The organism is Brevundimonas sp. NPDC055311, from assembly GCF_053645695.1.
The window spans coordinates 735,534-752,657 of sequence record NZ_JBSHMV010000002.1 but is presented as its reverse complement, the minus strand read 5'-3'; the positions used below and the strand labels follow the sequence as shown (position 1 = coordinate 752,657).

Here is a 17,124-nt window from a genome sequence, read left to right as displayed (position 1 = left end):
GCCGACTGACAGGACAAGCCCCTCACCCTTTCGCGCAAAGAACGATCGCTTCGCTCTCGTGCGCTCAAGCCCTCTCCCGCCGGGAGAGGGGGCGCTATCGGCCCCGCACCGGCCAGGCGTGGTCCAGCGGGCCGTGACCCTGGCCCAGGCCCGGCGCGCGACGGATGGCCTCGGCCACATAGGCCCAGCCTTCCGCGACCGCGACCGGCAGAGGCAGCCCCTTGGCGATCCCCGCCGCACAGGCGCTGGCCAGGGTGCAGCCGGTGCCGTGAGTGTGGCGCGTCTCGACCCGCTCGCTCTCCAGCACCGTCTCGCCGTCAGCGGTCAGCAGCAGGTCGACGACCGTCGCGCCCGGCACATGGCCGCCCTTCATGAGGACGGCGCGCGCGCCCATCTTCAGCAGCGCCTCGCCCGCCCGACGCTGGCCGTCCAGATCGGCGACCGCCAGTCCGGTCAGAGCCTCGGCCTCGGGCGCATTGGGGGTCAGCAGAAAGGCGCGGGGAACCATAAGGCGACGCACCGCCTCCACCGCCGTTTCGGCCAGCAGGGGCGAGCCGCCCTTGGCGATCATCACCGGATCGACCACCGCCGGAACGCCCGCCGCATAGTCGATCAGACCCGCGACGGTCTCGACCACCTCGACCGAGCCCAACATGCCGGTCTTCAGGGCGTCGGCGCCGATGTCGTCCAGCACGGCCCTGGCCTGGGCCTCGATGACGTCGAGCGGCAGGGGATGGACGCCGTGGACGCCCAGGGTGTTCTGAACGGTGACGGCGGTGATGGCCGTGGCGGCGAACCCGCCCAGCATGGTCACGGCCTTGATGTCGGCCTGAATCCCCGCCCCGCCCCCGGAGTCGGAGCCGGCCAGGATCAGCACCCGGCCTTTTTTGGTTCCCCTATCGTCTCCGGCGCGGCCGGAGACTGCTTGAGGGGGATTGGCGCCTTTCTTCTCTCCGGCGCGGCCGGAGACGGCTTGAGAAGATTGGGCCTGGCTCATGCCGTCACGCCCGAAAACAGCTTCAGCCCGACGATGCCCGCGACGATCAGCAGGATGCAGACCGCCCGCACCGCCGTCGCCGGCTCGCCATAGACGGCGACCCCGATCACCGCCGCGCCCACGGCGCCGATGCCGGTCCAGACGGCGTAGGCCGTGCCGACCGGCAGGCGCTGCGTCGCCGCCCACAGGCCGATCATGCTGGCGGCCAGCGCCAGGGCCACCCCCAAGGAAATCAGCGGACGCTGCACCCCGACGTATTTCACGCCGGACGCCCAGCCCACTTCGAACAGCCCCGCCACGACGAGAACCAGCCAGGGATTGAGAGACAGAAGCCAAGACATGGCGGCTGAATGGCGGATGGCGCGCCTCCAGACAAGAGCCCTCGCCTGCTGCTCGGCGCCCGTCTCGGGAAACAAATTGGAGACGGCGTGCGTTGCCGCCTCAGTCGCTGAAGAGGTCGGGATCGAATGCGCGCCCCTGAAGTCCGCACCGGAATGCTGATCCGCCGCCCGGTCGATGAGGTCTACCAGGCCTTTACCGAGCCCGCCGTGACCTCGTGGTTCTGGTTCACTCACGGCGACCGACGTCTGTCGCCCGGCGCCAGGGCGACGTGGACCTGGGGGATGTACGGCGTGTCCACTCGCGTCGCCGTGAAGGACGTCCAGGTCAACAGCCGCATCCTCATCGACTGGAATCTGGACGATCAGCCGACCGAGGTCGAATGGCGTTTCCAGGCGCGCGACCGGACGAGCTGGGTCGAGATCTTCAACCGGGGCTTCGCCGCGACGGATGAAGGCGTGGCGGCGGCTCTGGACGCCATGGAGGGCTTCACCCTGGTGCTGGCCGGCGCCAAGCTGTGGCTGGAGCGGGCGATCGAACCGGCCTTCATCGTCGACCGCTTCCCCGATCAGGTGTCGCCGGACTGGAAACGCTAGGGCCGGGCCGCCGCCGCGACCGCCGCCTGAATCTTCAACGCCTGAACCGTCTCGCGCACGCCGTGAACCCGCACCATTCGGGCGCCGCGTCGCGCCCCTTCCAGCGCCAGGGCCAGTGAGCCGCCCAGGCGGTCGGTCGCCTCCGTCGCCGTTTCGTCCACCCCCTGGATGAGGCGCTTGCGGCTGGCGGCGTAGAGCACCGGAAAGCCCTGATCGACCAGGGCGTCCAGACGCGCCGTCAGCGCCAGATTATGCGCCGTCGTCTTGGCGAAGCCGACGCCGGGGTCCAGCCATATCTTCTCGCGCGCGACCCCCGCCGCCACAGCCGCCTCGGCGCGTTCCGCCAGAAACCCGGCGACCTCGGACACGACGTCGTCATAGTGGGGGTCGTCCTGCATCGTCTTGGGCGCCCCCTTCATATGCATCAGCACTACCTCGCAGCCCAGTTGGGCGGCGGTCGCCAGACTGTCGGGCGCGTGGCGAAGCGCGGTCACGTCGTTCCATATCGTCGCGCCTGCGGCGACGGCGACGCGGGCCACGGCGGGCTTCATGGTGTCGATGCTGATCGCCCCGCCCCACCGCGCGCGAAGGGCGGCGATCAGCGGGACGACGCGGGCGATCTCCTCCGCCTCGCCGACCGGGTCCGAGCCCGGCCGCGTGCTTTCGCCGCCCACGTCCAGCACGTCGGCGCCCTGATCGATCAGCCTCAGGGCGTGGGCCAGGGCGGCCTCATGGGTGGCGAGGCGCCCCCCGTCGGAAAAGCTGTCCGGCGTGACGTTGACGATCCCCATGACGAGCGGGGGCTTCACGAGGGATTGATGGGTCATGCGACAGCAGCTCCGAAGAGCGCGGTTTGACTTTCACCGCGCCTGGGTCCAGCCTCTAACGGCAATGGAACGCTTCGTCAGCCAGGCTCGACGCCTCACCCACGCGGGACGCCGCGTCGAAGGCCTTTAACCCGTAGCGGTCCCGCCGTGCGCCCTGCGCCGGGCGCCCGCTACGGGACCCAGTTGCTTAAAGTCTCTACTTCCACCTCTTCATTCTGCAGGACCGCGCCGGCCTGGGGCCGTTCGCGAAGATTTGCGCCATGACACGCCGCCCAGACATCACGGACGAGAGCCGCACCGGCGAAGCGCCGCGCGGCGCCGACATCATCCCGTTTCGAAGGCCGATCGCGCCCGCCGCGCCGCCCGCGTCGCCCGCCGATCACGAAACGACCGATCCAGAACATCCCGACGATGACGGCCCCTCAGCCGCCTGACGTCGCCCGAATTTCCAGAAAGTTTTCTTCATGACCACCCCTCGCAAGGGCGCCCTGCCCGCCATCACGCTTCGCAGCGACGACTTCGACGCCCTGGACCGCCTGGTCGGCGACCTGCCCGGCACGGGCCCCGCCGGCCTGCTGCAACAGGAGCTCGACCGCGCCAAGGTGTGCGAGCCCAAGGCCATGCCCAAGAACGTCGTCACCCTGAACCGCTGGCTGCACTACTCCGACGACCACAGCCCCGAGGTGCGCCGCGTGCAGCTGGTCCTGCCCAAGGACGCCGACATCGACGCGGGCCGCGTCTCCATCCTGTCCTTTGTCGGCGCCGGCCTGATCGGCCTGAAGGAAGGCCAGTCGATCGCCTGGCCGGACACCTCCGGCGCCGTGCGCAAGCTGACCCTGGTCAAGCTCGAGGAGCCCGAAGCGACGAACTGAGCCTCATCGCATCAGGACAAAAAAGAAGGGGCGCGCCCGGCGGGCGCGCCCCTTTTCATATCCGTCGTCCCGATCGCCCTCAGGCGCTCGGCGCGGGCTGGGCGGCGGCCTGAGGCTCCGCCGCCGGTTCGTCTTCCGGCGTGGCCGGAACCGACAGGGACGGGCCGACGACCGTGTCGTTGTCGTCGTCGCGCCTGGGCGGCTGGCCGTTCTCCAGCAGGTCCTTGATCTCGTCGCCCGACAGGGTCTCGTACTCCAGCAAGGCCTGGGACAGCTTCTCGTGGTCGCCTGCCTTCTCCGTCAGGATGCGGCGCGCCTCTTCCCAGCCTTCGGTGACGATACGGCGGACCTCTTCGTCGATGATGCGGGCCGTCTCTTCCGAGACGTTCTGGCTGCGCGACACCGAGTGGCCCAGGAAGACCTCCTCCTGGTTCTCGCCATAGGCCACCGTGCCCAGCTTCTCGGAGAAGCCCCAGCGCGTGACCATGGCCCGCGCCAGCTTGGTCGCCTGTTCGATGTCCGAGCTGGCGCCCGAGGTGATGCTCTCCGGCCCGAAGATCAGCTCCTCGGCGACGCGGCCGCCCGCCATGATGGCGATGCGATCGATCATCTGCTGGAACTTCATCGAATAGCGGTCGCCTTCCGGCAGCTGCATCACCATGCCCAGAGCGCGGCCGCGCGGGACGATGGTCGCCTTGTGCACCGGGTCGGCCATCTTGACGTTGATGGCGACGATGGCGTGACCGGCCTCGTGATAGGCGGTCAGGCGGCGCTCTTCCTCGTTCATGGCCATGGACTTCCGTTCGGAGCCCATCATGACCTTGTCCTTGGCGTCCTCGAAGTCGCGGTGCGTGACCATGCGACGGTCCTTGCGGGCCGCCATCAGGGCCGCTTCGTTGACCAGGTTGGCCAGGTCCGCGCCCGAGAAGCCCGGCGTGCCGCGCGCCAGGGTCTTGACGTTGACGTCGGCGGCCAGGGGCACGTCCTTCATGTGGACGCGCAGGATGCGCTCGCGGCCCGAGACGTCGGGGTTGGGCACCACGACCTGACGGTCGAAGCGGCCGGGACGCAGCAGGGCCGGGTCCAGCACGTCGGGCCGGTTGGTTGCGGCGATCAGGATGATGTTCTCGGACGCCTCGAAGCCGTCCATCTCGACCAGCAGCTGGTTCAGGGTCTGTTCGCGCTCGTCGTTGCCGCCGCCGAGACCTGCGCCGCGGTGACGACCGACGGCGTCGATTTCATCGATGAAGATGATGCACGGAGCATTTTTCTTCGCTTGCTCGAACATGTCGCGCACGCGGCTGGCGCCGACGCCGACGAACATCTCGACGAAGTCCGAACCCGAGATCGAGAAGAAGGGCACGCCCGCCTCGCCCGCCACGGCGCGCGCCAGCAGGGTCTTGCCGGTGCCGGGAGGGCCGACCAGCAGGGCGCCCTTGGGGATCTTGCCGCCCAGGCGCTGAAACTTGGCCGGATCCTTCAGGAAGTCGACGACCTCCTGCAGTTCGTCCTTGGCCTCGTCCACGCCGGCGACGTCGTCGAAGGTCTTGCGGCCCTTGTGCTCGGTCAGCAGCTTGGCCTTGGACTTGCCGAAGCCCATGGCGCCCTTCGCCCCGCCCTGCATCCGGTTCATGATGAACAGCCAGAAGCCGATGATCAGCGCCACCGGCAGCAGCAGGCCCAGCAGACCCGACCACCACGGCTGACGGGTGCTCTTGGTCTCGACCTCGACGCCGGACTTGCGGATCTGCTCGACCAGCTCGGCGTTCGGCACCGGCGTCACGGCGGTGAACTTGCTGTCGTTCTTGAAGACGCCGGTGATCGTCTCGCCGCGCGCGACGATCGACTTGATCTCCTGACGCTCCACGGCGGTCATCAGCTGGGAATAGGTGATGGGCTCGGGACGGCCGGCGGCCGCCGCGCCCTTGGCGCCGGGCATGGCGGGCGCGCCGCCGTTCTGGCTGATCGCGGCGTAGACCGTCACCAGTCCCAGAAGGATGACGCCCCAGATGGCGAAATTGCGCAGGTTCATTCGGTCCTCGGTTCCTCGACGGGGCCGCGCTCGGCCCGTCGATCAGCAGTCTTCGTCTGAAAATAGGTCAGACGGCGGCGTTTCGCCATGAAGGGTTTGAAAGAGTCCGTCTTCCTGCGTCGTTTCGCCCCCGAAACCCGCCAGGGCGAGCGCCAGACGACGCAGGCCCAGCGCACGGACATCCGCCGCACGCCAGGCCAGGACAGGACGTCCTTCGCCCTTGATCAGCACCGGCGCGGCGGCCCGCGCGGCGGGCGGCAGGGGCGCCAGAGCCGCGCGGTCCCGCTCCGACAACTGCGCCAGCCGTCCAGCCGCCGCTGCGACACGCAGACCCGGCTGTTCAGTCTTGATCTCGAAACGCCCGTCCCAGACGGCCGGCCGCCCCGGCGTCAGGGCCAGAGAGGCAGGCGGACGACGCTTCCACTCGCCCGGTTCGCGCATCGCCTGAACGCGCTCGCCTGACGCCTCGACGCGGGCGCCGCACAGGACGGCGGTGAAATCCTCTCCGGACGCCAATCTCGCCTGAAGCGCCGCCAGCCGGTCGCCTCTCGGGGGCGTCGCGCCGCCGCCCGCGCACAGCAACACGGCGGCCAGCGTCGATGCCGACAGGTCGCGCGACAGAGGCAGAACCCCGGCCCAAGTCTGATCGCCCGGGTCATAGGCCGCACCCGCATCGGCCGCCGACGCCGAGCGCTCGACAGGGCTTTCACCCTGCGCCAGCGCCGCGCGCGCCCTGCCTCGTCCGAAACGCAGGTCGGCGTTGGCGGGATCTTCCAACCATGTCAGGCCGCGCGCGCGCAGATGGTCCCGCAGCGCCTCGCGCCGCTCATCCAGCACCGGGCGCAGCAGCATCTGTCCCCGCCCCTCAGGCCAGGCCGGCGACGGCGACCAATCACGCAGCCGGCCCAGCGTGGCGCCGTCCGCCCGCATCCAGTCGCCCTCGGCGACATCATCGGCGGTGTGGCCGGTCAGGATGACGCGCGCGCCCGCCTCCCTCGCCGCCTCGGCCAGCAGGGCGTGGCGCGCCGCTCGCGCCCGCGCCGGAACGCCCGACCCGCCGCGCGCGCCCTCCCACACCAGCCCCCGCCAGTCTGCGCCCGCCGCGCGCGCGGCCTCGGCGGCGAAACGGGTCCAGTCCGCGCTGTCAGGGTTGAGATTGTGATCGACCGTCAGGGCCAGCAGGCGCCGCCCCCTCGCCTTGGCCCATTCGGCAGAGAGGTCCAGCAGGGCCAGGGAGTCGCCTCCGCCCGACAGGGCCAGGGTAACCGGCTCAGGTCCGGCATGGTTCAGGCGCGCGTCCAGCCGGGTGAAGACCCGGCCGGCCAGGTCGCTCATCAGTTGCAGCTGGCGCGCGTCCGCAGCTGGGTCGCGCGGGTCTTCTGCGCCGCCGTGGCCGCCTCGGCGTAGCGGCGGCCGAACTCGGTCAGGGCGCCGCAGGCCTGGGTCGCCCGGTCGGTGGCGCGCAGGGCCTCGGCCAGCTTCAGCGTCGTCTCGGGCGCCCAGGGCGTGCGCGGCCAGCCGTTCAGGGCGGCGGCGTAGGCCTGGACCGCCGAAGCGTTGTCGCGCGCGGCGACGTGCAGATCGCCCAGACGGCTGTTGGCCTCGCGCGCCTGGGGCGTGTTCGGCCAGGTGACGATGACGGTCTCCAGCGCGCGCCCGCCGCGCGCGGCGTCCTCGCCGGCCAGGCGCATGGCCGCCTGAAGATCCTGCGCCGCATCGCCGGTGGGCGAGTTGGCGACGATCGGCCCGTTCAGTTCGGCGGCTTCCTCGGCGGCCTTTTCGGCGCGCTCGACGCGGCCTTCAAGGTCGCGCAGGCGGCGGCTCAGCTGCGTGTTCTCGCGCGTCGCCTCGTCCAGCTGGAAGGTCAGGCGTTCAGTGTCGGCGTTCATGCGCTGGAAGGTCTGCTCCACGTCGCCCAGGCGGCGCTCCATGATGGAGACCTGCCCCTGCAGGGCGACGACCTCGGGATCCGGCTCGACCAGAACGGGCTGACCGGCGGCGTTGCGCTGGGTCAGGGCGCGCTCCAGGCGACGAACGTTGCGGTCCAGTTGGTCCAGTCGGCGCTTGTCCCACTGGACCGGCTCCATCGGCTGGACCTGGGCGATGACCGCGCCCCCGATCAGGGTCAGGCCGATCGCCGTCAGGACGGCGGGTTTGGTGAGGCGGAATGGCGTCTTCAGCATGGTCCTGTCGTCCCATCGATTTGCGGCGACGGCAAGGCCCCGATCAATGTCCGAGGCCCAGATAGATGATGGAGACGATGAACAGCGTCGCCGCGATCTCGCAGAAGATCAGCAGGGCGATCGTCCGCCACAGGGTCGAAAAGACCTTCAGGCTGTAGGCGCCCTTCAGCTGGGCGAACATGTGCGCCGGCACGATCAGGACCGCGATCGTCCCGGCCGCCGCGCCCGCGCCCTTCAGCGTCGTGGCGACCAGCACCACCGCCATCAGCAGCAGCGACATGAAGGTCAGGGAATAGAGGACGAAGACCCCGTGATCGTACAGGGTGAAGCCCCGCTTCCACAGGAACATCAGGGCCACAAACGGGATCGATAGCGGCACCAACAGGAAGGCGAATTTGTAGATGGTCTGCTGCAGCTTGTAGAGCGCCAGGTCGGGGTTCTTCAGCTTCTTGGCGACCGTCTTCGTCAGGCCGTTGGTCTGGCCGTCCGTGCCGAGGCTGGCGGCGACATCCGCCACCTGCGCCTGCCAGCTGCCGGACGTCAGACCGTCCTTGCGGCCCTCGATCGCATCCTTCTGCAGACGCTCCAGCTTGGCCTTCTCACCGATGAGAGCCGCTTCGGCCCCGGCCAGGACGCCGGCCGCGACGCCCGCGCGGGCGCCGCTGTCCACCGGCGGGGGCGAACCATCGGCAGGACTGACGACGGCCTCTGTCGCGGCGACCTCCTGTCGGGCGGCGGCGACCACCTGCTCCGCCTCGGCGATCGCCGTCTTCTGCGCCTCGATCTGCTGCGGCAGGGACGGCAGGGTCACCGCCTGATGCGGCATGAAGCTGAGGGCGAAGAACATGACGAAGAGGGTGAACAGGAACATCGCCAACGGGGAGACGTAGCGGGTCCGCCTGCCCTGCACCCATTCACGCGTCAGCCGCCCCGGATTCGTGATCAGCAGCGGCAGGGTGCGCCACAGCCGTCCATCGAAATGCATGACCCCGTGCAGCAGCTCTTCGCCCAGATGCAGCAAGGTGCGGTGGACATGGGCCGCCTGGCCGCAGTTGGAGCAGAAATTGCCCGTGACCTCGGCCCCGCAGTCGGCGCAGGCGCCGTGAGGCTCGCCTGCACGGCCGCCCGGTTTTTCGATCGCCCCGGCGATGACGCCCGCCGTCACCGCTCCGCCTGCCGCTTCCAGATCCATGCCGTCCCTCCCGGATTCGCGGCGGACTTTGACGGCGGCGGGGCGCAAAGAAAAGAGGCGCCGGCTTGCGCCGACGCCTCCATCCGTCGCTTTTTCGCCGTACGGCTTAGCGCGGCGCGCCCGACACGATGGCGGTGTGGGCGTTGCGGTTCTGGGCCCAAGCCGACTCGTTCGAGCCTTCCGCGATCGGACGTTCCTTGCCGAAGCTGATGGTGTCGATGCGGGCGGCGGGCACGCCGCGGCTGATCAGATAGGAGCGCACGGCCTCGGCCCGGCGGGCGCCCAGGGCCAGGTTGTATTCGCGCGTGCCGCGTTCGTCGGCGTTGCCTTCGATGCGGACCGTGACCTGCGGATAGCGGGCCAGCCAGGCGGCCTGGGCGTCCAGACGCGGCTGGGCCTCGGTGCGGACCGAATAGGAGTCGAGGTCGAAATAGACGCGGTCGCCGACGTTGACGACGAAGTCCTGTTCCGAGCCAGGCGCCGGAGCGCCGACGTTGCCGCCGCTGACGGGGCCGGTCGGGGCGGTCGGATACTGCGGGCCGGCAGGCGGCGCCGGCTCGACCGGCACGGCCGGTTCGACCTTGGGCTTGGGAGCGCAGGCGGCCATCGCCGCCACGGCCGCGCCCACGGCGGCGAGCCTGAACATATGGGAGGTCTTCATAAGGTCGTCTCCTTGATTGGGGTCCGAGAACAGCGGCCTGAAGCTTGGCCTTACACGGCCTGCTAGCCCGTCGCGAAGGCCCGCGCCAGCAGCGATAACGCACAGTTTACGCAAACGGCTCCGCTGGTCGATGTCACGAAAACGTAACCGCGTTACGCCGGGCAGGAATCCGGCCCCTGGCCGATGCCCAGATTGACCGGCGGGGCGTCCAGCAGACCCGACCAGGCGGGGTCCGAACCGCGTCCGTCATAGCCGGCCTGAGACACCACCCGGCCCGACAGGTCCACCGTCCACAGCCGCGTGTCGCCGCCGGGGCTCTGGCGCGCGAAGGCGATGTAGCGGCCGTTCGGCGCCCAGGACGGGCCTTCCTCGAAATAGGAGGACGACAGGATGCGCTCGCCCGTGCCGTCGGACTTCATCACGCCGATGTGGAAGCGGCCGCCCTGCTGCTTGGTGAAGGCGATCAGGTCGCCGCGCGGGCTCCAGGCCGGGGCGGTGTAGAGGCCGCCGCCGCGGCTGATCGGGCGCTGGCCCGAGCCGTCGGCCCGCATGGTGTAGAGCCGCGCCGAGCCCGAACGGTCCGAGGTGAAGACGATCTGATTCCCGTCGGGGCTGAACGAGGGCGAGGTGTCGATGCCGGGGTCGGTCGTCAGGCGCGAGAGCTGGCGGCTGCGCAGGTTCATCACATAGACGTCGGTGTTGCCGCCCCGGATGATCGAGAAGGCCATCTTGGACCCGTCGTTCGAGAAGCGCGGCGCCAGCACCTGGCCGTCGAACTCGCCCAGGCTTTCGCGGCGCCCGGTCGACAGATTGTAGAGGTAGATGCGGCTATAGTCCTTGCCCAGCGCCACATAGGTCACTTCATCGGGGTTCGAGGCCGAGAAGCGCGGCGACATGATCACCTCGTCGCCCTGGGTCAGGAAGACGGGGTTGTAGCCGTCCTGGTCGACGATGGTCAGGCGCGACAGCTTGTTCAGCTGAGTGCCGCTTTCAGAGACGAACAGGACGCGCGAATCGAAGAAGCCCGCCTCGCCGGTCAGGCGCTGATAGACGACATCCGAAATCTTGTGGGCGATGCGGCGCCACTGCTCGGAGGTGGCGGTGAACTGGTAGGAGACCAGCTGGCACTGGCGATAGGGGTCATACAGGCGGAAGCCCACGTCGATCCGCCCGTCCGCGCGCGGCGTCACCCCGCCGTAAAGCACCGCCTGGGCGCCGATGGAGGTCCACTGCGGGAAGTTCGGCGCATTGGCCAGGGTCAGGCCGGTCTCGATGAAGCTGGCCGGGTTCAGCGGATCGAAGAAGCCCGAGCGCTTGAGGTTGCCGCTGATGACGCCCGAGATCTGCGACCCGTTCTGGCCGGTGAAGGGCACGACGGCGATCTGAAGCGGGCGCAGCACGCCCTGGTCGATCTCGACCTCGACCGGACCCGACTGCTGCGGCGCGGCGGCAGGTTGCGTCTGGGCCGTCGCCGGGCCCGCCATGAGGACCGCGGCGGCCGAGGCGAGGAGAAGGTGCAGACGCATAGGGGGCTCCCTGAAGTTGGACGGCTCATCGGTCCTTATCGCCAGACCGTATGACAAAAACCAGATTGCGAAAAACAAGCTTGCCCCGGAATGGGGCGACTTTCAGACTTTGGCGACGTCCCGCCCGCCTCATTCCGTCATCCTCCGGCGAGCGGAGCGAGACCGGGGGACCCAGCGGCGCCGAAGGCGATCTTCACAGCGGGCGCCGCTGGGTCCCCCGGTCAGCGCCGCTTCGCGGCTTGCCGGAGGATGACGGCGTTCAAAACCCTACCGATTGGCGCAGGCGCGTTCGGTGTTGAAGGTCGGGCGATAGGCGCCGCCGGGGAAGCCCGCCGGAACATCGAAGGGCGCGGTCTGGCGAAGCGCCCGCAAGGCGCCGTCCGCCGCTGCGCGATAGACCGCGCTGGACTGAGGATTCACCAGGGTCGGCCCCCGAGTGATCCGCCCGTCGGCCGACAGGGTGAGATCGACCTGGATGCGGAGCTCGTTCGCACCGGGGATATCACAAGGCAGAATCCAGTTCGGATAGACCTGATTGAAGATCGCCGTGATCTGCGGCCCGGTGGCCTGAGACGCCTGTCCCGTCCCCTGCTGCCCCGTCGCCGGCCGGCCGCGGTTCTGGGTCGGGCGCGGCGGCCCGGCCAGGGCGTCGAGGTCCAGCCCCGGCGCCGGACGGGCGGGCGCCTTCTTTTCAGGCGGGGTCGGCGCCGGCCGGGGCGCCGGCGCCTTTTTCTCAGGCGGCGTAGGCGTGGGACGCGGCGTCGGCGCCTTCTTCTCCGGCGGCGCGGGGGTCGGTCGCGGCGTCGGGCGCGGTTGCGGCTGTGGCGTCGGCGGCGTGGGTTCCGGCTCGGGCGGAGTCGGCTCGGGCGGCGCTTCGACGGGGGCCGTCTCGCCGTCTTCCAGAGAAGGCTCCTCCTGCGGATTGTCGGCCGGAGCGGCGGCGATCTCGACGTCGGAGACGATCGACACCGGCACCGAATTCACCAGCGGCTTCATCTCGTCCTTCGACGACCACGACACGAAGGCGAGCGCCACCACCCCCGCGTGCAGGGCGATGGAGCCGAGGATGGCGGGACTGGGGCGGCGCAAGGTCCGTCAGCCCTCCGTCGGCTCGTCGGCGGCGGTGTCGGTGATCAGGTTCAGCTTGGTGAAGCCCGAAGCCGACAGGCGCGCCATCACCCGCGCTACTGCCTGATAGGGGGCGCGGCCGTCGGCGCGGATGAAGATGGCCTTGTCGCGCGCGTTCTCGCCGCCCTCTTCGGCCACGCGCAGGGCCAGCTGCTCCCAGCGGACCTCGCTCTCGCCGATGAAGATGGCGCCGTTCTGGTCGATCGAGACCGTGACCGGCTTGTCGGTCGTCTCGACCGCGCTGGCCTCGGTCTTGGGCAGCTCGACCGGCACCCCGACCGTCAGCAAGGGCGCCGAGATCATGAAGATGATCAGCAGCACCAGCATGACGTCCACCAGGGGCGTGACGTTGATCTCGCTCAGCGGCCGCTTGCGCGCGCGGCGACGACCGCGACCGCCGCTGGAGCCTCCTGCACCACCCATGGCCATGGATCAGGCGCCCCGGCGCAGGTTCAGATCGGACGACGGCGGCGGAGGCGGCGGCGGGGTCGCCGGCGCGCCCAGGCGTCGCGCGATGGCGGCCTGCAGGTCGTCGGCGAAGGCCTCCAGACGCCCGGTGAACTTGCCCGCCGACGCCGAGAAGGCGTTGAAGGCGATATAGGCCGGGATGGCCGCCGCCAGACCGATGGCCGTGGCGAACAGGGCTTCGGCGATGGCCGGGGCCACGGTGGTCAGATTGGTGTTGCCCGCCGCCGCGATGCTGTCGAAGGCGTTCATGATGCCCCAGACCGTGCCGAACAGGCCGATGAAGGGCGAGGCGGTAGCGACCACCGACAGCACGCCCAGGCCGTTCTCGATCTTCTGGCTCTCACGGGCGATGACCGAATCCAGGGCGCGGTCGATACGGGCGATCAGCATGGAGCCTTGCGTATCCGTCATCGCGCCGCGCGCGCGGGCCTCGCGCCAGTCCTGCAGGGTCAGGACCAGCATGCGCGGCAGAGGATCGGCGGGCTGGGGTCCGGCCTGGGCGGCCACCTCCTCCAGGGAGCGGCCGCTCTCGACCTGCTTTTCGAACTCGGTCGCGCGGGCGTTCATGCGCGAGAAGCGCACGGCCTTGTCGATGATGATGGTCCAGGACCAGACCGAGGCCGCGGCCAGGCCGATCATCACCGTCTTGACCACCCAGTCGGCGGTCATGAACAGCTCGATGGGATTCAGCAGGGAGGCGTCGACGGGCGGAGTCATGCGTGGTCCTTGGCGAAGAGTCCGTTTATTCCGCCAGTTGCACCGGGCGGTCGTGGCGGTTTCATGGCGGCGGGTCTAACGGGCGTCGCGGCCCGCGTCATCAGCCTTGAGGCTGACAACCTCGTTATTGCGAGACTTCGCCGGACAGCCAGGGCGTCACCAGTTCGACCAACCGCCTCGTCGGGCGACGCGGACGCCCGTCCAGATGGATGCAGACGGCCGTGACGTCGGCCCGGCACAGCACCTCGCCGCCGCGCTCGACCGTCTGGCGGATGATCAGGCGCGGCCCCTTGATCGCCTCATAGCGGGTGCGCACCACCAGGGCGTCGTCGATCCGCGCGGGCTTCAGGTATTTGATCGCCAGGTCCGACACCACGAAGGCCAGCGGCTCGTCCTGCTCCAGCAGGTCGACGTGTCCGACGCCGGCCAGGCGCAGGAAGTCCGATCGTCCCCGCTCGAAGTAGCGGACATAGTTGGCGTGATAGACGAGGCCGGTGAAGTCCGTGTCCTCGTAATAGACCCGCACGGGCAACAGGTGATCGCGGCCGTCGAAGCGGCCGGCGCTGGGTTGGTCGATCATGATTCAACTCTTGCCGGAGACAGCTGCGGGCGCGGGGGCGTCGAAGCCCGGACAATAACGCGATTTGAGCGTCGCGAACTCACCCTTCAGGGGGTCATGGCTCATCAGGATACGATTGGGGCGCGAGACGAAGGCCACGGCCTCCTTGCTGCCCTTCAACCCCGCATAGCCGCAGGCCGCGCGGCCGCGTCCCGCCTCGACATGCCGCACCTCGGCCTGGGGCCCCATCTGCTCGCGCACCTGGGTCAGGGCGCGTTCGGCCGCCGTCGCCTGGCGCGGTCCGAAGCGCGCGCCCTGGGTCAGGGCGTAGAGGCTGAACCCGCCCAACACGAGGACCGCCACGCCGAGCACGGCGATCATTCGCTCCATCCTGCGGGGATGCGCCAAGGGCGGCCTCCTTACTCGGACAGGAAGAATGACCGGCTTCGCCGGGCAGGTGAAGCCTTTTTTGCGAAAGAGTCGCGGTTCTCCCTCGCCTCTTCGGTCAGGCGGACGGGGGTTGTTCAGTCCGAACCGATAACGGCCTAGTCCCGATCGTAGAGGCGCAGCACCGCCAGGGCGCCGATGGTGGTCAGCACGCCCAGCGCAAAGGCGCCGACCAGCGAGCCCGTGGCCGCCGCGGTCGACACCGTGACAGGCCGCTTGGCGTACCACTGGACGATCTCGCCGGCGTGGGCGTGGTCGATGCCCTCGTCATAAGCGTCGTCCAGATAGGTGTCGTCGGCGGCGGCCATCGGCGTCTCCAATTCTTGCCTGCGCATAATCCCCGGCGCGTTCGGGCGGTTCCCCCCTCTCGTGACAGAGGAAGCGGCATCCAGTAAAGGGCGCCCTCCAGCATATTTGACTTCGGGCGAGCGACTCCATGGCCGGCCATTCCAAATTCAAGAACATCATGCACCGCAAGGGCCGCGCCGACGCGGTCCGCTCCAAGCTCTTTTCGCGCCTGTCACGGGAAATCACCGTGGCGGCCAAGTCGGGGATGCCCGACCCGGCGATGAACCCGCGCCTGCGTCTGGCGGTGAACAACGCCAAGGCCGAATCGATGCCGAAGGACAACATCGAGCGCGCCATCAAGAAGGCCTCCGGCGGCGAAGTCGATGCGATGGAGGAGATCCGCTATGAGGGCCGCGGCCCCGGCGGCGTCCAGATCATCGTCGAGGTCCTGACCGACAACCGCAACCGCGCCGCCTCGGGCGTGCGCTCGGCCTTCGCCAAGAACGGCGGCGCCCTGGGCGAAAGCGGCTCGGTCACCTTCATGTGGGACCGGGTCGGCAAGATCGACTACCCGGCCGAAGCGGGCACCGAGGACGCCGTCATGGAGGCCGCGATCGAGGCGGGCGCCCAGGACGTCGAGAGCGATCTGGTCAAGCCCGACATCTATGAAGACGCGCCGGGCCACACCATCTGGACCGCCTTCGAGGACCTGAACGAGGTGGCCGAGGCCATGTCCAAGGTGCTGGGCGATCCCAAGTCGACCGCCATCGTGTGGAAGCCGCAGTCGGAGATCGACCTGACCGGCGACCCCGTCGGCGTCCTGTTCAAGCTGCTCGACGCGCTGGACGCCGAGGACGACGTGCAGCAGGTCTATTCCAACGAGAACGTCTCGGACGAGGACGCGGCCAAGTTCGCGGGCTGATCCGCACGCCAAGATCCTGACCTCGACGCCCTTCCCCTGCGGGAGCGCGTCGAGGGATCAGGAACCGGACCTGAGTCCGGAGGCTTCTAGCAGCTCAAGCCTTGCTGCAAGGAGCCCGTGCTCATGGACATCACCCAACTGATCCTGGACGACCACGCCGAACAGCGAAGACTCTTCTCCCTGATCGAGGAGATCGACGCGAGCGACGTCGAGGCGCTGGAGGCGGTCTGGGGGCGGCTGTCGGCCTTTCTGGACGCCCACGCGGAAGCCGAGGAACGGCATTTCTATCCCGAACTTCTGAAGCTGGGCGAAGGCGCCAACGACGCCGAGGACGGCACGGTCGAGGGCGAGACCGAGGACGCCATCGAAGACCACAACAAGCTGCGCGACGCGGTCAAGGCGGTGGCGGCGCACAAGGTGGGCGCAAAGGCCTGGTTCGATGCGATCGGCGAGGCCAACGTCATCAACTCCAAGCACATGGGCGAAGAGGAGCGGCAGGGGCTGACCGACTTCCGCCTGAACGCCGATCTGCAGACGCGGCACGACCTGGGCGTGCGCTTCGCCGCCTTCCAGGCCCGCCACATCACCGGGGTGAAGCCGGTCAACAAGGACCCGGAAGGCTACGTCGAGAAACATGGCTGACGCCGCCTGGATTGAAGGCGTCGTCCTGCCCATCGCCGGGGCGCTGATCGCCGGGGGGATGATCGGCTTCGAGCGCGAGTGGCGCGGACGGCCGGCGGGATTCCGCACCCACATCCTGGTCAGCCTGGCGTCCTGCCTGCTGATGCTGGCGGCCATGACCCAGGCCGACTGGGCCTTCCGCGCCCTGCCGGACGAGAACATCGTCACCGACCCCACCCGCATGGCCCACGGGGTGCTGACGGGGATCGGCTTCCTGTGCGCCGGCGTGATCTTCCGCACCGGCTTCTCCATCCACGGCCTGACGACGGCGGCCTCGCTGTGGATCACCTCGGCCATCGGCCTGCTGTTCGGGGCGGGGCTGTTCGCCTTGGGGACGGCGGGGACGGTGATCACCGGCCTGATCCTGGTCGCGCTGAGACTGGTCAGCGCGCGCCTGCCCGACCGCACCCTGACCGACGTCGAGGTGCGCTGGCGCCGGGACGCTCCCTCGCCCGAGGTCGAGGTCGAAGCCGCCCTGCGCGCCGTCGATCCGGCGCCCGCGCATGACCGTTTCGAACTGATCGACGACGGCGCCGTGGTGCGTCGCAGCTGGCGCGTCCGCGCCGAGGGCGAGGCGGCGCTGAAGACCCTGTCGGCGCGGCTGGCCGCCCTGCCCGCCGTCTGCGGCTACGTGCTGGACCCGCGCGACGACTGACGGCTTGCCGGGCGCCCCGGCGCGGTTCAACCTG

21 protein-coding genes are annotated in these 17,124 nt (G+C 69.4%); 6 read left to right on the top strand and 15 right to left on the bottom strand.

The genetic code is table 11. The annotated features are described in order from the left end of the window. Positions 1-94: 94 nt before the first annotated feature. Positions 95-877, bottom strand: a complete 783-nt coding sequence (gene thiD, locus ACWIDZ_RS09440; protein ID WP_346486000.1) for a bifunctional hydroxymethylpyrimidine kinase/phosphomethylpyrimidine kinase — start codon at positions 875-877, stop codon at positions 95-97. Between the two features lie 116 nt (positions 878-993). After that, positions 994-1,338 carry a DMT family transporter gene (locus tag ACWIDZ_RS09435; protein ID WP_291777365.1) on the bottom strand — a complete coding sequence of 115 codons (345 nt, stop codon included), beginning with the start codon at positions 1,336-1,338 and terminating at the stop codon, positions 994-996. A 126-nt stretch (positions 1,339-1,464) separates the two neighbouring features. Here ACWIDZ_RS09435 and ACWIDZ_RS09430 point away from each other — a divergent pair, with 126 nt between their 5' ends. Further along, entirely contained in the window at positions 1,465-1,932 is a 468-nt protein-coding gene (locus ACWIDZ_RS09430) for an SRPBCC domain-containing protein (protein ID WP_453990145.1), read from the top strand. Here ACWIDZ_RS09430 and folP read toward each other — a convergent pair. Further along, complete coding sequence (gene folP, locus ACWIDZ_RS09425) at positions 1,929-2,759, bottom strand: dihydropteroate synthase (RefSeq protein ID WP_453990143.1); 831 nt, start codon at positions 2,757-2,759, stop codon at positions 1,929-1,931. The two genes, ACWIDZ_RS09430 and folP, sit on opposite strands and share 4 nt — an antisense overlap. Before the next feature lie 260 nt (positions 2,760-3,019). Between folP and ACWIDZ_RS09420 the strand changes: the two genes are divergently transcribed. Both ACWIDZ_RS09420 and rnk read left to right on the top strand, forming a co-directional pair. Continuing rightward, positions 3,020-3,193 (top strand): hypothetical protein, encoded by a 174-nt coding sequence (locus tag ACWIDZ_RS09420; protein WP_343830550.1) that lies wholly within the window; start codon positions 3,020-3,022, stop codon positions 3,191-3,193. A 30-nt stretch (positions 3,194-3,223) separates the two neighbouring features. Next, positions 3,224-3,631 (top strand): nucleoside diphosphate kinase regulator, encoded by a 408-nt coding sequence (gene rnk / locus ACWIDZ_RS09415; RefSeq protein WP_291777357.1) that lies wholly within the window; start codon positions 3,224-3,226, stop codon positions 3,629-3,631. Positions 3,632-3,710: 79 nt separating this feature from the next. On the opposite strand, the gene ftsH is transcribed toward rnk, so the two are convergent. From ftsH to ACWIDZ_RS09355, 12 genes are all read right to left on the bottom strand, one after another. Next, positions 3,711-5,663 (bottom strand): ATP-dependent zinc metalloprotease FtsH, encoded by a 1,953-nt coding sequence (gene ftsH, locus ACWIDZ_RS09410; RefSeq protein WP_312220300.1) that lies wholly within the window; start codon positions 5,661-5,663, stop codon positions 3,711-3,713. 42 nt (positions 5,664-5,705) lie between these two features. Continuing rightward, complete coding sequence (gene tilS, locus ACWIDZ_RS09405; protein WP_453990141.1) at positions 5,706-6,998, bottom strand: tRNA lysidine(34) synthetase TilS; 1,293 nt, start codon at positions 6,996-6,998, stop codon at positions 5,706-5,708. Further along, positions 6,998-7,846 (bottom strand): tol-pal system YbgF family protein, encoded by an 849-nt coding sequence (locus ACWIDZ_RS09400; protein WP_338576740.1) that lies wholly within the window; start codon positions 7,844-7,846, stop codon positions 6,998-7,000. Before ACWIDZ_RS09400 ends, tilS begins: the two co-directional genes overlap by 1 nt. Before the next feature lie 43 nt (positions 7,847-7,889). After that, positions 7,890-9,038, bottom strand: coding sequence for a DUF3667 domain-containing protein (locus ACWIDZ_RS09395; protein WP_453990138.1), 1,149 nt, complete (start codon positions 9,036-9,038; stop codon positions 7,890-7,892). A 106-nt stretch (positions 9,039-9,144) separates the two neighbouring features. After that, positions 9,145-9,699, bottom strand: a complete 555-nt coding sequence (gene pal / locus ACWIDZ_RS09390) for a peptidoglycan-associated lipoprotein Pal (RefSeq protein WP_291777342.1) — start codon at positions 9,697-9,699, stop codon at positions 9,145-9,147. A gap of 152 nt (positions 9,700-9,851) precedes the next feature. Continuing rightward, positions 9,852-11,225, bottom strand: a complete 1,374-nt coding sequence (gene tolB, locus ACWIDZ_RS09385; RefSeq protein WP_291777339.1) for a Tol-Pal system beta propeller repeat protein TolB — start codon at positions 11,223-11,225, stop codon at positions 9,852-9,854. Positions 11,226-11,492: 267 nt separating this feature from the next. After that, entirely contained in the window at positions 11,493-12,314 is an 822-nt protein-coding gene (locus ACWIDZ_RS09380; RefSeq protein ID WP_453987801.1) for a hypothetical protein, read from the bottom strand. A 6-nt stretch (positions 12,315-12,320) separates the two neighbouring features. Then, positions 12,321-12,782, bottom strand: a complete 462-nt coding sequence (locus ACWIDZ_RS09375; protein WP_291777333.1) for an ExbD/TolR family protein — start codon at positions 12,780-12,782, stop codon at positions 12,321-12,323. Between the two features lie 3 nt (positions 12,783-12,785). Beyond that, positions 12,786-13,538, bottom strand: a complete 753-nt coding sequence (tolQ, locus tag ACWIDZ_RS09370; protein WP_453987802.1) for a protein TolQ — start codon at positions 13,536-13,538, stop codon at positions 12,786-12,788. 124 nt (positions 13,539-13,662) lie between these two features. Next, positions 13,663-14,118, bottom strand: a complete 456-nt coding sequence (gene ybgC, locus ACWIDZ_RS09365) for a tol-pal system-associated acyl-CoA thioesterase (protein ID WP_346520039.1) — start codon at positions 14,116-14,118, stop codon at positions 13,663-13,665. Positions 14,119-14,121: 3 nt separating this feature from the next. After that, positions 14,122-14,478: a hypothetical protein gene (locus tag ACWIDZ_RS09360; protein ID WP_312220599.1), complete on the bottom strand. Its 357-nt coding sequence runs from the start codon at positions 14,476-14,478 to the stop codon at positions 14,122-14,124. A 164-nt stretch (positions 14,479-14,642) separates the two neighbouring features. After that, entirely contained in the window at positions 14,643-14,852 is a 210-nt protein-coding gene (locus ACWIDZ_RS09355; protein WP_291777321.1) for a hypothetical protein, read from the bottom strand. Between the two features lie 128 nt (positions 14,853-14,980). On the opposite strand from ACWIDZ_RS09355, the gene ACWIDZ_RS09350 reads away from it, so the two are divergent. From ACWIDZ_RS09350 to ACWIDZ_RS09340, 3 genes are all read left to right on the top strand, one after another. Next, entirely contained in the window at positions 14,981-15,754 is a 774-nt protein-coding gene (locus ACWIDZ_RS09350) for a YebC/PmpR family DNA-binding transcriptional regulator (protein WP_291777318.1), read from the top strand. A 123-nt stretch (positions 15,755-15,877) separates the two neighbouring features. Next, positions 15,878-16,396: a hemerythrin domain-containing protein gene (locus ACWIDZ_RS09345; RefSeq protein ID WP_346486016.1), complete on the top strand. Its 519-nt coding sequence runs from the start codon at positions 15,878-15,880 to the stop codon at positions 16,394-16,396. Beyond that, positions 16,389-17,090 (top strand): MgtC/SapB family protein, encoded by a 702-nt coding sequence (locus ACWIDZ_RS09340; protein ID WP_453987803.1) that lies wholly within the window; start codon positions 16,389-16,391, stop codon positions 17,088-17,090. Before ACWIDZ_RS09345 ends, ACWIDZ_RS09340 begins: the two co-directional genes overlap by 8 nt. Positions 17,091-17,124: the final 34 nt, after the last annotated feature.